Origin of the sequence: uncultured Algibacter sp. (assembly GCF_947487605.1) — a bacterium.
Lineage (GTDB): Bacteria > Bacteroidota > Bacteroidia > Flavobacteriales > Flavobacteriaceae > Algibacter_D.
This window is the reverse complement of the sequence record NZ_CANKXK010000003.1, coordinates 225,245-241,888: the sequence shown is the minus strand read 5'-3', so window position 1 is coordinate 241,888 and position 16,644 is coordinate 225,245. Positions and strand designations below refer to the sequence as shown.

The following is a 16,644-nucleotide window of genomic DNA, read 5'->3' as shown; positions in this document are numbered from 1 at the left end:
TAAAAGAGTTGAGGGGACGGAAAGTCCCCTCTTTTTATACTAAAAATGTTTAAAACTACAGTTAAAAATTTATTAGATCAGGCTTTAACAGAAAGAAGCGATTTGTTCCTCATTGAATTTTCAATTTCTGGAGACAATAAGATTAAGGTAGTTGTAGATGGCGATAATGGTGTTCTTGTTGAAGATTGCATGTTTATAAGTAGAGCTATCGAACATAATTTAGACAGAGAAGAACAAGATTTTTCTTTAGAAGTAATGTCTGCTGGAGCAACCTCACCATTGACCCACAAAAGGCAGTATAAAAAAAATTTAAATAGAGTACTTGATTTAAAAACGGCTTCCAACAAAATTGAAGGAACCCTTACAAGTGCTACAGACTCTAACATTATATTAGAGTGGAAAGTTAGAGAGCCAAAACCAATAGGTAAAGGCAAAGTAACTGTAAAAAAGCAAGCTAGTATTGCTTATGAAGATATTGTAGAAGCAAAAGTTATGATTAAATTTTAATTCAAAAGAGTTATGGAAAATGTCGCGTTAATTGAATCTTTTTCTGAATTCAAAGACGATAAGCTAATTGACAGAGTAACGTTAATGGCAATTTTAGAAGATGTATTTAGAAGTGCCTTAAAAAAGAAATATGGTGATGACGATAATTTTGATATCATTGTTAATCCAGATAAAGGAGATTTAGAGATATGGAGAAATAGAATAGTTGTAGCCGATGGTGAAGTTGAAGAACCAAACCAAGAAATTTCTTTAACAGAAGCTCGTAAAATAGAACCAGATTTTGAAGTAGGTGAAGATGTGTCTGAAGAAGTAAAGCTTATAGACTTAGGTCGTAGAGCTATTTTAGCGTTGCGTCAAAACCTAATATCTAAAATTCACGAACACGATAATACCATAATCTACAAGCAATTTAAAGACTTAGTTGGAGAAATCTATACCGCTGAGGTACATCATATTCGCCATAGAGCAGTTATTTTGTTAGATGACGAAGGAAATGAGATTGTTTTACCAAAAGACAGACAAATACCTTCAGATTTTTTTAGAAAAGGAGATAATGTAAGAGGTGTTATTGATAGTGTAGAGCTTAAAGGTGCTAAACCAACAATAATTATGTCTAGAAGCTCACCTAAGTTTCTAGAAAAATTATTCGAACAAGAAATTCCAGAAGTTTTTGATGGGTTAATCACCATTAAAAATGTAGTAAGAATACCAGGTGAAAAAGCAAAAGTAGCTGTAGATTCTTATGATGATAGAATCGATCCTGTTGGAGCTTGTGTAGGTATGAAAGGATCTAGAATTCATGGAATAGTGCGCGAATTAGGCAATGAAAATATCGATGTAATTAATTATACAAATAATTTACAGCTATATGTAACCAGAGCTTTAAGCCCTGCAAGAGTAACTTCAATTAAATTAAATGAAGAAACAAAACGAGCTGAGGTTATTTTAAAACCAGAAGAGGTTAGTAAAGCCATTGGTAGAGGTGGACACAACATTCGTTTAGCAGGTCAACTTACTGGTTACGAGATTGATGTGTTTAGAGAAGGTGCAGAAGAAGATGTAGAATTAAGAGAATTCTCTGATGAAATCGAAGGATGGATTATTGACGAATTTAGTAAAGCTGGATTAGATACTGCGAAGAGTATTTTAGAACAAGATATTGTAGATTTGGTTAAGAGAACCGATTTAGAAGAAGAAACAATAGGTGATGTGATTAGAATTCTTAGGGAAGAATTCGAAGAATAATATATATTTGAGTTTTTAAAGGCAATTTATGGCTGACACAATTAGATTAAATAAAGTATTGCGCGAGCTTAACATCTCTTTAGACCGTGCCGTAGAATTTTTGGATTCTAAAGGCATAGAAATCGAGAAGCGACCTACTACAAAAATTTCAGAAGAAACATACAATATTCTTTCTGATGAATTTGAAGTAGATGCTAACAAAAAAGTAGCATCTAAAGAGGTTGGTGAGGCAAAACAAAAAGAAAAAGATTTACTTCGCGAACAACGCGAGCGCGAGATTGAAGAAAAACAAAAAGTAGAAGCCAAAAAAGAAGAGGTAATTAAAGCGACTAAAACGCTTTCAGGTCCAAAGCAAGTAGGGAAAATTGAATTAAACCCTAAGAAAAAAGAAGTAGCTCCTAAAAAAGAAGCTGAACCAGCTAAGGAAAAACCTGTTGAAGTTAAAGCCGAAGTTCCTGTTGCTCCTAAAAAGGTTGAAGAAAAACCAAAAGAAGTTAAAAAAGAAACAGAGGCGCCAGTAGAAAAACTCGTTGAAACAGAAGAAGGCTTAGTTCCTGAAGAAAAGGTTAAAACTCAGTATCAAAAACTAACAGGTCCTAAAATATCTGGGAATAAAATTGATTTAAGTAAATTTAATAAGCCTAAGAAAAAGAAGGAAGAAAAGAAACCAGACACTAAAACTTCTGAAGGAGGTGCAGCAAGCGCAAACAAAAAGAAACGTCGTCGTATTAGCAAGGTCGATTCTGGTAATAGTGGTCAACAAAGAGGCGGGAAACCAGGAGGTAATGGCAGATTCAATAAAGGCGGAAATAAACCTGGACAAGGAAGACGAAACATTGTTAAGGAAGAGCCTAGTGAAGAAGATATTAAAAAACAAGTACGTGAAACACTAGAAAAACTTCAAGGTAAATCTAGCAAAGGTAAAGGTGCCAAATACAGAAGAGATAAGAGAGATCTGCACAGAGAACAATCTGAAATAGATCAGCAAATAGAAGCAGCAGAAAGCAAAATACTTAAAGTAACAGAATTTGTTACCGCTAGCGAAGTTGCAACCATGATGGATGTTGGTGTAACTGAAATTATTTCTGCTTGTATGTCTTTAGGTATGATGGTTACCATGAACCAGCGTTTAGATGCAGAAACATTATCTATAGTAGCAGAAGAATTTGGATATAAAGTAGAATTTATAACTGCAGATATTGAAGAAGCAATAGAAGAAGTTAAAGATAAACCAGAAGATTTAAAACCTCGTGCACCAATTGTAACAGTTATGGGGCATGTCGATCATGGTAAAACATCACTTTTAGATTACATTCGTGAAGAAAATGTAATTGCTGGTGAGTCGGGTGGCATTACGCAGCATATTGGTGCGTATGGTGTACAACTTGAAAGCGGACAAAAAATAGCATTCCTAGATACTCCAGGTCACGAAGCTTTTACAGCTATGCGTGCTCGTGGTGCTCAAGTTACAGATATAGCTATTATTGTAGCAGCAGCAGATGATGATATTATGCCGCAAACAAAAGAAGCTATTTCCCATGCTCAAGCTGCGGGGGTACCTATTGTATTTGCAATTAATAAAATAGATTTACCAGCTGCTAACCCAGAAAAAATTAAAGAAGGTTTAGCAAACATGAACCTATTAGTTGAAGATTGGGGAGGAAAAGTTCAGTCTCATGATATATCGGCTAAAATGGGTACTGGTGTAAAAGAATTATTAGAAAAAGTATTGCTTGAAGCTGAATTATTAGAGCTTACAGCAAATCCAAATAAACCAGCTGTAGGAACAGTAGTTGAGGCCTTTTTAGATAAAGGTCGTGGTTACGTATCTACAATTTTAGTTCAAGCAGGAACTTTAAAAATTGGAGATTATGTATTAGCAGGTCAACATAGTGGTAAAGTAAAAGCCATGCATGACGAACGTGGTAATGACGTTATGGAAGCTGGCCCATCAACACCTGTATCTATTTTAGGATTAGATGGGGCACCTCAAGCAGGCGATAAATTTAGTGTATTTGAAGACGAGCGTGAAGCAAAACAGATTGCAACTAAACGAGCACAGCTTCAACGTGAGCAATCGGTTAGAACACAACGTCATATTACATTAGACGAGATTGGTCGTCGTATTGCACTTGGCGATTTCCAAGAGTTGAATATTATTCTTAAAGGAGATGTGGATGGTTCTGTTGAAGCATTAACAGATTCTTTCCAAAAATTATCAACAGAAGAAATTCATGTTAACATAATTCATAAAGGTGTTGGTGCTATTACCGAAAGTGATGTGCTTTTAGCAACTGCATCTGATGCAATTATAATAGGGTTTAATGTACGCCCTGTTGGAAATGCGAGAATGATAGCAGATAAAGAAGAAATTGATATTAGAACATACTCAATTATATATGATGCAATAAACGATCTTAAAGACGCGATGGAAGGTATGTTGTCTCCAGAACTTAAAGAAGAGATTACAGGTACCGCAGAAATTAGAGAAATGTTTAAAGTTTCTAAAATTGGAACTATTGCAGGATGTATGGTAACCAATGGTAAAATACTTAGGTCTTCTGGAATTAGATTAATTCGTGATGGCGTAGTAGTTTACACTGGAGAATTAGCGTCGTTAAAGCGATTTAAAGATGATGTTAAAGAAGTTGCTAAAGGTTACGATTGTGGTATGCAAATTAAAAATTATAACGACATTAAAGAAGGCGATATTATTGAAGCGTTCCATGAAGTTGAGGTTAAAAAGAAATTAAAATAAAAACCTAAAAGTGTAAAAAAAGCGACCATTTTGGTCGCTTTTTTATTTATAATAATTCACGTTAACTTTTTTCCTTTTTTGGTTTAAAAACAAAAGCACTTGGAAATTCACGTTTAATCTTTTTTAAAGCCCTATCAGCTTCTAATCGTGTTCTAAAATTACCTGCCCAAATTTTAAAGTTGGGTGTTTCATAAACAATTTTTGAAGTCCAATCGTAATACTTACTATTAAAGTTCTTTCTAGCTGCTTCAGCACTAGAGCGATTGCCAGAGTAAATTTGAATTTTATAGTAGTTATTACTTTCTTTATTAATCTCTTTTTTAAGATTTAATAAAGTAATAATAGCTTCATCTTGATTTATGGATACAGTTCCTTGCTGTGCAAAACTATAGTTTGCAATAAATAAGCAAATTATTAACGCAGAAATACCTGTTTTTAAATGGAATAAATTCATATTTTAAATTGTTTATACAAATGTATACGATATTAACTTAATTCTAGTCTTTTTTATTATTTAGAATCCCTCTAAATTACCAATTAACAGTTCTGTAACATTTCTAAAATCGACTTTTAATATTACTTTTGCCTGAGATTTTATAACTGTGTTTTATCGTATTCTTATATGAAAAAACCATACCAAAGTTTAGAAGTTAATTTAACCAACAATATGAAACAGGTGATTCACCGTAAATTAAGTAGAAACATTCTTCGTTTAGGCTTAATTATTTTATTAGCGTTTACAACCTCTCTTTCGGCTCAAGAAGGAGATCCAGCAAAAGGAAAATCATTATTCAACGCCAATTGTGCTGCTTGTCATCAATTAGATAAAAAAATGACAGGTCCTGCATTACGTAATGTAGAGGCACGTTTGTCTGATGACCAAGGTTTAGATAGAGATTGGATTTATGCATGGATTCGCAATAGCGCAGGTGTTATTAAATCTGGCGATGCTTACGCAAATAAAATATTTAATGAGTATAGTGGAGCAGCAATGACTGCTATGCCTCAATTAACAGATGAGGATATTAATAACATTCTAGCTTATACTGCTGAAGAGAAAAAAGCACCTGCACAAACTGCTGTTGCTGCCACTGGAGGAAATGCTGAGTCAGGTTCTTCTAACGGTATTACAAACGAAATTATTTTAGGGGCGTTAGCAATATTATTCATTTTATTAGCAATTGGACTGTATTTAGTTAACAAAACGTTACGTCGTTTTGCATCGGCTCAAAATATTGATTTACCAGAGTCTTCAGCTAGAACACCACTTTGGAAAGCTTTTGTTCAAAATCAATTTTTAATGTTGGTTACAGCTATTTTCTTTTTACTAGCCAGTGCCTACTTTGCCTATGGTTATTTTATGCAAATTGGTGTAGACCAAGGATATCAACCAGTGCAACCAATTCATTTTTCGCATAAAATACATGCTGGTGATAACGGTGTTGATTGTAAGTACTGTCATTCTTCAGCTAGAGTTAGTAAAACATCTGGAATTCCATCTTTAAATGTTTGTATGAATTGCCATAAGTCAATTTATGAGTATAATGGAGAAACTTCTCCAGAGTATACAAAAGAATTTTATGATGGAGAAATCCAAAAATTATATGCAGCCGCAGGATGGAGTGATGCTGACCAAAAATATACTGGAGATTCACAACCAGTTAAATGGGTGAGAATTCATAATCTACCAGACTTTGTGTATTTCAATCATTCACAACACGTTACTGTTGCTGGTGTAGAATGTCAAACTTGTCATGGTCCAGTAGAAGAAATGGAAATCATGTACCAGCATGCGCCGTTAACAATGGGTTGGTGTATAGAGTGTCATAGAACAACGAATGTAAATGTTCAAGATAATGCTTATTACGAAAAAATACATGAGCAGTTATCTAAGAAATATGGTGTAGATAAGTTGACTGCTGCTCAAATGGGCGGATTAGAATGCGGTAAGTGCCATTATTAAAAGAATAAAAATGTCACACTAAGCGCAGTCGAAGTGCTTTACATGTAAAAAAATTAATAAGAAGTAATTCAATTATATAATATGTCATCAAACAAGAAATACTGGAAAAGTGTTGAAGAGCTAAACGAAAATAGCTCTATTGTTGAGACGCTAAAACAAAACGAGTTTGTTAGTGAGATTCCTACGGATGAATTTTTAGGAGATAAAGATACATTAGAGTCTACATCAACAACGCGTCGCGATTTCTTAAAATATGTCGGGTTTAGTACTGCTGCGGCTTCATTAGCGGCTTGTGAAGGACCAGTAAAAAAATCGATTCCTTACGTTGTGCAACCAACAGAAATTATTCCTGGTGTTGCAAACTATTACGCAACTACAATTGCCAATGGTTTCGATTTCGCAAGTGTTTTAGTAAAAACGCGTGAAGGTCGTCCAATTAAAATTGAAAATAATACTATGGCAGCTACTAATGGTAGTGCAAATGCCAGAGTGAATGCTTCAGTTTTAGGTTTATACGATAGTTTAAGAGTTCAAGGGCCTAAAAAAGGAGGTGAATCTATTTCTTGGAGCGATTTCGATAGCGAAACAACCAAAACGTTAACAGATTTAGCTGCTGCCAATAAAGATATTGTTTTATTAACCCAAACTTTTGCAAGCCCATCGACTAGTAAATTAATAGCTGAATTTTCTGAAAAGTATGGTAATGTACGTCACGTTGTTTACGATGCCGTTTCAGAATCTGCTGCTTTGGATGCTTTTCAAGCAAAATATGGGGAGCGCGGCTTAGCAAATTACGATTTTTCTAAAGCCATGACCATTGTGTCTATAGGTGCAGATTTCTTAGGAGATTGGCAAGGAGGCGGATTTGATTCTGGATACTCAAAAAACAGAGTGCCAGATCATGGTAAAATGTCTAGACATATTCAGTTTGAATCAAATATGTCTTTAACGGGTGCCAATGCAGATAAGCGTGTACCTTTAACACCAACTCAGCAAAAACAGGCTTTAGCAAAGTTACATAGTTTAGTTGTTGGTGGTGCCGTGTCTACAGATTTACCAGAACATATAAATGAAGCGCTTCAAAAAGCAGCTTCTCAGCTTAAAAAAGCTGGGAGCAAAGGGTTAGTTGTTACAGGTATTCAAGATGTAAATGCACAAACGGTAGCTTTAGAAATAAATGAAACTTTAAATAGCAAAGCTTTCGATTCTGCGTCACCAATTAAAACAAGACAAGGTAGTGACAAAGCAGTAGCCCAATTAGTGGCTGATATGAATGCTGGTAAAGTTGGTGCTGTTATTATGAGTGGTGTAAACCCAATGTACACGCTACCAAAAGCTTCTGAATTTGCAGAAGGACTAAAGAAAGTAGATTTATCGGTTGCATTTTCAATGAAATCAGACGAGACATCGTCTTTAACAAATTATATTGCTGCTGCACCACATTATTTAGAATCATGGGGAGATGTTGAGTTAAAAAAAGGGCACTATGCCTTAACACAACCAACAATTCGTCCTTTATTTGATACAAGACAATTTCAAGAAGCTTTATTAAAATGGATAGGAAAAGATGTTTCTTATCACGATTATATTAAAGATGCTTGGGGAACAACTATTTTAGGAGGAAGTTCTTTCAATAAAGCACTACATGATGGTGTTTATGTAGGAAGTATTGATACAGAAATAGAAGAAACTTCTATTGTTTCTGAAGAGGAAGAAGTAACAGAAACTCCTTCTGGAAGTGCTGCAAGAGCTTTAGCGGCATCTGCAGTATCTGAAGGTTTAGAGTTAACTTTATATACCAAAGTAGGTATGGGTGATGGGCAACAAGCCAATAACCCATGGTTACAAGAGTTTCCAGATCCTATTACAAGAGCTTCTTGGGATAACTACTTAACTATTTCTAAAGCTGATGCTGATGAAAAAGGTTTAACAAACACACACGTTGCAAACGGTGCATTAAATGGAAGTTATGCAAATGTTACAGCAAACGGTGTATCGATTAAGGTACCAGTAATGATTCAGCCAGGACAAGCTAAAGGTTCTGTTGGATTAGCTTTAGGATATGGTAGAACTAATGGGTTAAAGGAAGAAATGCAAACAGGTGTTAATGCATATGCGTTATACCAAGATTTCAATAATGTACAGAATGTAACCATTGAAGTTGTAGCTGGTGAGCATGAATTTGCATCAGTTCAGTTGCATAACACGTTGATGGGTCGTGGTGATATTATTAAGGAAACCACATTAGAGATTTTCAATACTTACGATAAGGAAGATAAGAAACACGGTTGGAACAAGACTCCTGTAGTCTCTTTAAATCATGAAGAAACTCCAGTAACGTCTCCAGATGTAGATTTATGGGATGAATTTGATCGTTCGATTGGGCATCATTTTAACTTATCGGTTGACTTGAACGCTTGTACAGGATGTGGAGCATGTGTAATAGCTTGTCACGCCGAAAATAATGTACCTGTAGTTGGTAAGACAGAAGTACGTCGTAGCCGTGATATGCACTGGTTACGTATAGATAGATATTATTCATCTGAAGAATCATTCGAAGGTGATAATGAGAAAAAAGATAATATTTCTGGTTTAGGAAGCTCCTTAAGTGAGTTTGGTGAAATGGAAAGCGCTTCAGAGAATCCTCAAGTAGCATTCCAACCAGTAATGTGTCAACATTGTAATCATGCACCATGTGAAACTGTTTGTCCTGTGGCAGCAACATCGCACGGTCGTCAAGGTCAGAACCACATGGCTTACAACCGTTGTGTAGGTACTAGATATTGTGCAAATAACTGCCCATATAAAGTACGTCGTTTCAACTGGTTCTTATACAATGGTAATGATGAGTTCGATTATCATATGAATGATGATTTAGGACGTATGGTATTGAATCCAGATGTAGTTGTACGTTCTCGTGGCGTTATGGAAAAATGTTCTATGTGTATTCAAATGACACAGAAAACTATTCTTGATGCTAAACGTGATGGACGTCAAATTAAAGATGGAGAATTCCAAACAGCATGTTCTGCAGCTTGTAGTAACGGAGCAATGAGTTTTGGAGACATCAATGACAAGAAAAGTAAAGTTGCAAAACTTAAAGAAGATAATCGTATGTATCACTTATTAGAAAGTGTTGGTACTAAGCCTAATGTGCAGTATCAAACAAAAGTGAGAAATACAACTGAAGCATAAATCTAATTAAAGAATCAATTATATAATTATGGCGTCTCATTACGAAGCACCTATTAGAAGACCTTTAGTTACAGGCGAAAAGTCGTACCACGATGTTACTGTGGATGTTGCTGCACCTGTAGAAGGAAAAGCCAATAAGCAATGGTGGATAGTTTTTGGTATCTCACTTGCTGCTTTTCTTTGGGGAATTGGATGTATTATTTATACAATATCTACAGGAATTGGAACTTGGGGTTTAAATAAAACTGTAGGTTGGGCTTGGGATATTACTAACTTTGTTTGGTGGGTTGGTATTGGTCACGCAGGAACACTAATTTCTGCGGTACTTTTATTATTCCGTCAAAAATGGAGAATGGCAATTAACCGTTCTGCAGAAGCAATGACCATTTTCTCTGTTGTTCAAGCTGGTTTATTCCCAATTATTCACATGGGTCGTCCATGGTTAGGATACTGGGTGTTACCTATTCCAAATCAATTCGGATCATTATGGGTAAATTTCAACTCGCCTTTACTTTGGGATGTATTTGCGATTTCAACATACTTATCGGTATCATTAGTATTCTGGTGGACTGGTTTATTACCTGATTTTGCCATGTTACGTGATAGAGCAATAAAACCTTTCCAAAAGAAAATATATTCATTGTTAAGTTTTGGATGGTCTGGTCGTGCTAAAGATTGGCAACGTTTTGAAGAAGTATCATTGGTACTTGCAGGTTTAGCAACACCATTAGTACTTTCTGTACATACTATTGTATCGTTTGACTTCGCAACATCAGTAATTCCTGGTTGGCATACAACCATATTCCCACCATACTTTGTTGCTGGTGCGGTATTCTCAGGATTTGCGATGGTAAATACACTTCTTATTATTATGAGAAAAGTGTGTAACCTTGAAGATTACATTACTGTACAACACATCGAATTAATGAACATAGTAATCATGATTACTGGTTCTATAGTTGGTGTGGCTTATATTACAGAGCTATTTATTGCTTGGTATTCTGGTGTTGAATATGAGCAATATGCTTTCTTAAACAGAGCTACAGGGCCTTATTGGTGGGCTTATTGGGCGATGATGACATGTAATGTGTTTTCGCCTCAATTTATGTGGTTCAAAAAATTAAGAACAAGTATCATGTTCTCTTTCTTAATATCAATTGTTGTAAACATAGGTATGTGGTTTGAGCGATTCGTAATTATTGTAACCTCGTTACATAGAGATTACTTGCCATCGTCATGGACCATGTTTTCACCAACATTTGTAGATATTGGAATTTTTATTGGAACTATTGGATTTTTCTTTGTGCTATTCTTACTGTACTCAAGAACATTCCCTGTTATTGCTCAAGCAGAAGTAAAAACGATTTTAAAATCTTCTGGAGAGCGTTATAAGAAAATTAGAGAAGCAGGAGACAGTTTGGTAGGTACAGGTACTGATGAAAGAACCTCTGGTAAGAAAGTTAATAAATCAAAAAAATAAAAGTAGCATATGGAAGCTTCACAAGTAATTCACGCTATTTATACTGATGATGATGTATTGATGTCTGCTGTTAAAAAAGTAAAGGCAGATAGACATCATATAGAAGAAATATACACACCATTTCCAGTTCATGGACTAGATAAAGCTATGGGATTAGCACCTACTCGAATCGCTATTACAGCATTTATGTATGGTTTGGTTGGTCTTACCGTAGCAATTGTAATGATGAATTTTATCATGATTGAAGATTGGCCACAAAACATAGGTGGTAAGCCAAGTTTTAGTTATATAGAAAACATGCCGGCTTTTGTGCCTATTATGTTTGAGCTAACGGTCTTTTTTGCTGCGCATTTAATGGTAATCACATTTTATTTAAGAAGTAGAATGTGGCCATTTAAAAAAGCAGAAAACCCAGATCCAAGAACAACAGATGATCATTTTTTAATGGAAATTGCAGTTCATGGAAATGAGAAAGAGCTTCAAAGTTTATTAAAAGAAACAGGAGCAGTTGAAATTAATTTAGTTGATAAAGCCCATTAATAAATAATATGAAAAGCTTAATTAAGATATTAGTAATAGCAGTCGTTTTTGTAGCTGTGTCATGTAACAAGAGTTCAGCACCAAACTATCAATTCATGCCTAATATGTATGAATCTGCAGGTTACGAGACGTATGGAGAAGCTGCATTCCCAAATGGAGTAGAAGCACAATTACCTGCTGAAGGATCTATTCCTAGAGGATATGTTCCTTTCGATATTGAGAATTCAACTGAAGGTTACGAGTTGGCTAAAGCAACGTTAACAAGTCCGTTGGATTCAACACAAGTAGATTTAGCTAAAGGTAAAGAGTTATATGATATTTACTGTGGTATCTGCCATGGCAATAAAGGAAAAGGCCAAGGTAATTTGGTTAAAAGAGAAAAAATTCTCGGTATACCTAGTTATGATGATGTAGGGAGAGCAATTAATGAAGGAAGTATTTACCACACTATTTATTATGGTAAAAACGCGATGGGTTCTTATGCGAACCAATTAAATGAAGAAGAACGTTGGCAAGTAGTGTCATACGTTTTAAAGTTGAAAGCCGATTTAGAAAAGTAAGAAGATAAGATTATATAGATATGTACACATTTTCAAATAGATTAAAGACATTTTCTATCATTCTAATGGTTTTAGGATTGTTAGGTGTTGGATATGGTTTTATGTCATCTCATAAATCTTTAGACGAAGTAAAAACGATGCTTGCTGAAGAAGCTTCACATCATGGTGGGGGACATGCAGAAGAAGTTTCACATGCTGTTGCCGATTCTCATGATGCACACGCAGAGGAAGCATCACATAGCGATGAAGCTCATGGAGACGATGCACATCACGGAGATGCGCATGCAGAACATGTTATGCACCAAATTCATAACAGACCTTGGTCTGCATTGTACGTTGCTGCATTTTTCTTTATGATGATTGCTTTAGGTGTTTTGGCATTTTATGCCATTCAAATAGCTTCTCAAGCTGGATGGTCACCAGTACTTTTTAGAGTTATGGAGGGTATAACGTATTACTTACTGCCAGGAGCTTTAATTGTTGTTGCTATTGCAATCTTTTCTGGAGACCATATATTTGTTTGGATGAATCCAGATATGGTTAACCCAGAAAGTGATCATTATGATGCGTTGGTTGCTGGAAAATCGGGTTGGTTAAATAAAACAGGTTTTGTAATTCGTGCTCTTATATTTATTGGAGGATGGAGTTTATACAGATATTTTGCTCGTAAATTTTCGATTGCTCAAGATACAGCCGAAGATAATAAGAACTTTAAAAAATCATTCCGTATAGCTGCAGGATTCTTAGTATTCTTTATTTATACAGAATCTATGATGTCTTGGGATTGGATTATGAGTGTAGACCCGCACTGGTTCTCGACATTATTTGGATGGTATGTATTTGCAAGTATGTTTGTAAGCGGTATAACAGTTATTGCTTTAATTACTTTATACTTAAAATCTAAAGGGCAGTTAGAGTTTGTTAATGAAAACCACTTGCATGATGTAGCTAAGTTTATGTTTGCATTTAGTATTTTCTGGACGTATTTATGGTTCTCTCAGTTCATGTTAATTTGGTATTCTAATATTCCAGAAGAGGTTACTTATTTTGTAACGCGATTCAACGATTATAAATTACCATTCCTTGGTATGGTAGTTATGAATTTTGTATTCCCTATATTAATGTTAATGAATGCCGATTATAAGCGTATCCCTTGGTTTGTTGTTATGACTGGTCTGGTAATATTATTTGGACATTATATTGACATATTCAATATGATTATGCCTGCAACAGTAGGAGATAGATGGTTTATTGGAATTCCAGAGATAAGTTCCATACTGCTTTTTGCTGGGTTATTCATATTTATAGTATTTACAGCATTATCAAAAGCGCCTTTACTTGTTAAAAGATATCCTTTTAGAAAAGAAAGTGAAGAGTTTCATTATTAATTAAGATATAAATAAAGACGAACGATAACAATGACTGCTTTATTAACAATTATAGTTTTAGTATTTATTTTAATTGCCATCTGGCAAATGGTAAAGATTTTCGACTTGGCTCAAGCTAAGAATGAAAGCAATACTGGTGTTGCCACAGACAAGGACAATACATTAAATGGGTATTTAATGATGGGCTTCTTAGCTTTCATTTATGTAATTACCATTGTATGTTTTGTTAAATGGGGCGATTTACCATTAATGTCTAATTCGGCCTCAGCTCATGGGCCTACTATAGATAATTTGATGATTATTTCAATGATAATTATCTTTTTCGTGCAAACTGTTACGCAGTTTTTGTTACATTATTTCGCATATAAATACAAAGGGGAAAAAGGAAAGAAAGCCTTATTCTTTGCAGATAATAATAAACTTGAAGCTATCTGGACAATTATTCCAGTTATAGTTTTAGCAGGATTAATTATTTACGGATTAAATACCTGGATAAACATCATGGGTGTTGATGAAAGTGATGATCCACTAGTGGTAGAATTATATGCACAACAGTTTAACTGGAAAGCCAGATATGGCGGCGCAGATAATACATTAGGTAAGGCTAATGTTCGATTAATCGATATCGATCGTGCTAACATTCTTGGTTTAGACGAATCTGATCCAGATGCTCAAGATGATGTCATTACTACCGAGTTACATTTACCAGTTGGAAGACCTGTACTATTTAAAATGCGTTCACAAGATGTATTACACTCGGCATATATGCCACATTTTAGAGCTCAAATGAACTGTGTTCCTGGAATGATTACACAATTTGGGTTTACACCAACAGTTACAACCGCAGATATGCGCCAAACACCTCAAATGATAGAGAAGGTGGCCAATATTAATAAAATTAGAGTTGAAAACAGCAAACCTTTAATAGCAAAAGGAGAAGAGCCTTTAGAACGCTATGAATTTGATTACCTGTTATTATGTAATAAAATTTGTGGTAAGTCTCACTACAACATGCAAATGAAAATTGTAGTGGAAACTCAAGAAGAATACGATGCTTGGATGAAAGAGCAAAAGGAATTCAAGAATTCTCTAGTTAACTAATTAAAAAAAGAAAAAACGATACAAGATTATGTCAGCACACGCAGATACTCACGCTCACGACGACGACCACGGACATCATCACAAAGAAACGTTTGTAACTAAATATATATTTAGTCAAGACCATAAGATGATTGCTAAGCAGTACTTAATTACAGGTACTATTATGGGTGTCATTGGGGTTTTAATGTCTATGATGTTTCGTATGCAAATTGCATGGCCAGAAGAACCTAACGTGCTATTTGAAGCTTTATTAGGAAAATGGGCACCAGATGGTGTAATGGATGCAGATATTTATTTGGCATTAGTTACTATACATGGTACCATAATGGTGTTTTTTGTATTAACCGCTGGTTTGAGTGGTACGTTTAGTAACTTACTAATTCCATTGCAAATTGGTGCACGAGATATGGCATCTGGTTTCTTAAATATGGTTTCCTATTGGTTATTCTTTTTATCGAGTGTAATTATGGTAATTTCTCTATTTGTCGAGGCAGGACCTGCATCGGCTGGTTGGACAATCTATCCACCTTTAAGTGCCTTACCAATGGCTCAAGGTGGTTCAGGAATGGGTATGACGCTTTGGTTAGTATCTATGGCTATATTCATTGCATCATCATTATTAGGATCACTTAACTATATTGTTACAGTAATTAACTTACGTACCAAAGGCATGTCTATGACAAGATTGCCACTTACAATTTGGGCATTTTTTGTAACTGCTATAATTGGTGTAGTATCATTCCCAGTTTTATTATCTGCTGCTTTATTATTAATAATGGATAGAAGTTTTGGTACATCATTCTTCTTGTCAGATATATTTATTCAAGGAGAAGTATTACATTACCAAGGCGGTTCACCAGTATTGTTTGAGCACTTATTTTGGTTCTTAGGTCACCCAGAAGTATATATAGTAATTTTACCTGCTATGGGGCTTGTTTCAGAAATTATGGCATCAAGCTCACGTAAACCTATATTTGGTTACCGAGCAATGATTGCTTCAATACTTGCAATTGCATTTTTATCAACTATTGTATGGGGTCACCATATGTTTATATCTGGTATGAACCCATTCTTAGGGTCTGTATTTACTTTTACTACGTTATTAATTGCCATACCATCTGCGGTTAAAGCATTTAACTGGATTACGACGCTCTGGAAAGGTAATTTACAGATGAATCCAGCTATGTTATTTTCAATTGGGTTTGTTTCAACATTCATAACAGGAGGGTTGACAGGTATTATTCTTGGGGATTCAGCCTTAGATATTAATGTTCACGATACTTATTTTGTAGTAGCGCACTTTCACTTAGTAATGGGTATATCTGCATTGTATGGTATGTTTGCAGGAATCTATCATTGGTATCCAAAAATGTTTGGACGTATGCTTAATAAAAATTTAGGATATATCCATTTCTGGATTACTGCAGTTTGTGCTTATGGTGTATTCTTCCCAATGCACTTTATTGGTATGGCTGGATTACCACGTCGTTATTATACGAATAGTAATTTCCCATTGTTTGATGATTTAGCTAATGTGAACGTAATTATTACCATATTTGCTTTAATAGGTGGGGTTGTTCAAATCTTGTATTTATACAATTTCTTTACAAGTATATTTTACGGAAAGAAAACAGTACAAAATCCTTGGAAATCTACCACATTAGAGTGGACAGCACCTATAAAACATATCCATGGTAACTGGGAAGGAGAGATTCCTCATGTACATAGATGGGCATACGACTATAGCAAACCAGGACACGATGTAGATTTTGTGCCTCAGAATATTCCACTTAAAGAAGGAGAGGAAGAATTGCAACATTAAATTAAGATATTTCATAATATATTAAAAGCTCGCTTGAAAAAGCGAGCTTTTGTCGTTTAAGTGTCAAATATTTTCGATGAAATAC

At 35.0% G+C, this 16,644-nt stretch carries 11 protein-coding genes and 1 pseudogene; 11 read left to right on the top strand and 1 reads right to left on the bottom strand.

Translation table 11 applies throughout. The features are described from left to right. The first annotated feature begins 45 nt into the window (after positions 1–45). From rimP to infB, 3 genes are read left to right on the top strand one after another with little or no spacing between them, the layout of a single operon-like run. Positions 46–507, top strand: coding sequence for a ribosome assembly cofactor RimP (gene rimP, locus Q0739_RS05010; RefSeq protein ID WP_298237606.1), 462 nt, complete (start codon positions 46–48; stop codon positions 505–507). Between the two features lie 12 nt (positions 508–519). Further along, positions 520–1,752: a transcription termination factor NusA gene (gene nusA / locus Q0739_RS05005; RefSeq protein WP_298237605.1), complete on the top strand. Its 1,233-nt coding sequence runs from the start codon at positions 520–522 to the stop codon at positions 1,750–1,752. A 28-nt stretch (positions 1,753–1,780) separates the two neighbouring features. Further along, positions 1,781–4,510, top strand: a complete 2,730-nt coding sequence (gene infB, locus Q0739_RS05000; protein ID WP_298237604.1) for a translation initiation factor IF-2 — start codon at positions 1,781–1,783, stop codon at positions 4,508–4,510. Between the two features lie 61 nt (positions 4,511–4,571). On the opposite strand, the gene Q0739_RS04995 is transcribed toward infB, so the two are convergent. Continuing rightward, positions 4,572–4,964 (bottom strand): SPOR domain-containing protein, encoded by a 393-nt coding sequence (locus Q0739_RS04995; protein ID WP_298237603.1) that lies wholly within the window; start codon positions 4,962–4,964, stop codon positions 4,572–4,574. 213 nt (positions 4,965–5,177) lie between these two features. Between Q0739_RS04995 and Q0739_RS04990 the strand changes: the two genes are divergently transcribed. The 8 genes and pseudogenes from Q0739_RS04990 to Q0739_RS04955 all read left to right on the top strand — a co-directional run bounded on the left by Q0739_RS04990 (position 5,178) and on the right by Q0739_RS04955 (position 16,559). Continuing rightward, a complete protein-coding gene (locus Q0739_RS04990) occupies positions 5,178–6,473 on the top strand; it encodes a cytochrome c3 family protein (protein WP_298237691.1) in 1,296 nt (431 codons plus the stop codon). Between the two features lie 81 nt (positions 6,474–6,554). Continuing rightward, positions 6,555–9,668, top strand: coding sequence for a TAT-variant-translocated molybdopterin oxidoreductase (locus Q0739_RS04985; RefSeq protein WP_298237602.1), 3,114 nt, complete (start codon positions 6,555–6,557; stop codon positions 9,666–9,668). A gap of 28 nt (positions 9,669–9,696) precedes the next feature. Continuing rightward, a pseudogene (gene nrfD, locus Q0739_RS04980) lies at positions 9,697–11,118 on the top strand (NrfD/PsrC family molybdoenzyme membrane anchor subunit); the annotation flags it as partial. A gap of 39 nt (positions 11,119–11,157) precedes the next feature. Further along, entirely contained in the window at positions 11,158–11,688 is a 531-nt protein-coding gene (locus Q0739_RS04975; RefSeq protein WP_298237600.1) for a DUF3341 domain-containing protein, read from the top strand. A gap of 8 nt (positions 11,689–11,696) precedes the next feature. Next, positions 11,697–12,248, top strand: a complete 552-nt coding sequence (locus tag Q0739_RS04970; protein WP_298237599.1) for a cytochrome c — start codon at positions 11,697–11,699, stop codon at positions 12,246–12,248. A 20-nt stretch (positions 12,249–12,268) separates the two neighbouring features. Then, entirely contained in the window at positions 12,269–13,636 is a 1,368-nt protein-coding gene (locus tag Q0739_RS04965) for a quinol:cytochrome C oxidoreductase (RefSeq protein WP_298237598.1), read from the top strand. 30 nt (positions 13,637–13,666) lie between these two features. Next, entirely contained in the window at positions 13,667–14,737 is a 1,071-nt protein-coding gene (locus tag Q0739_RS04960; protein ID WP_298237597.1) for a cytochrome c oxidase subunit II, read from the top strand. Between the two features lie 28 nt (positions 14,738–14,765). Next, positions 14,766–16,559, top strand: coding sequence for a cbb3-type cytochrome c oxidase subunit I (locus Q0739_RS04955; protein WP_298237596.1), 1,794 nt, complete (start codon positions 14,766–14,768; stop codon positions 16,557–16,559). Positions 16,560–16,644: the final 85 nt, after the last annotated feature.

Excerpts from the sequence above, each read along its gene's own strand:
- rimP (WP_298237606.1), top strand. The coding sequence starts at position 46 with ATGTTTAAAACTACAGTTAAAAATTTATTAGATCAGGCTTTAACAGAA.
- nusA (WP_298237605.1), top strand. The coding sequence starts at position 520 with ATGGAAAATGTCGCGTTAATTGAATCTTTTTCTGAATTCAAAGACGAT.
- infB (WP_298237604.1), top strand. The coding sequence starts at position 1,781 with ATGGCTGACACAATTAGATTAAATAAAGTATTGCGCGAGCTTAACATC.
- Q0739_RS04995 (WP_298237603.1), bottom strand. The coding sequence starts at position 4,964 with ATGAATTTATTCCATTTAAAAACAGGTATTTCTGCGTTAATAATTTGC.
- Q0739_RS04990 (WP_298237691.1), top strand. The coding sequence starts at position 5,178 with ATGAAACAGGTGATTCACCGTAAATTAAGTAGAAACATTCTTCGTTTA.
- Q0739_RS04985 (WP_298237602.1), top strand. The coding sequence starts at position 6,555 with ATGTCATCAAACAAGAAATACTGGAAAAGTGTTGAAGAGCTAAACGAA.
- Q0739_RS04975 (WP_298237600.1), top strand. The coding sequence starts at position 11,158 with ATGGAAGCTTCACAAGTAATTCACGCTATTTATACTGATGATGATGTA.
- Q0739_RS04970 (WP_298237599.1), top strand. The coding sequence starts at position 11,697 with ATGAAAAGCTTAATTAAGATATTAGTAATAGCAGTCGTTTTTGTAGCT.
- Q0739_RS04965 (WP_298237598.1), top strand. The coding sequence starts at position 12,269 with ATGTACACATTTTCAAATAGATTAAAGACATTTTCTATCATTCTAATG.
- Q0739_RS04960 (WP_298237597.1), top strand. The coding sequence starts at position 13,667 with ATGACTGCTTTATTAACAATTATAGTTTTAGTATTTATTTTAATTGCC.
- Q0739_RS04955 (WP_298237596.1), top strand. The coding sequence starts at position 14,766 with ATGTCAGCACACGCAGATACTCACGCTCACGACGACGACCACGGACAT.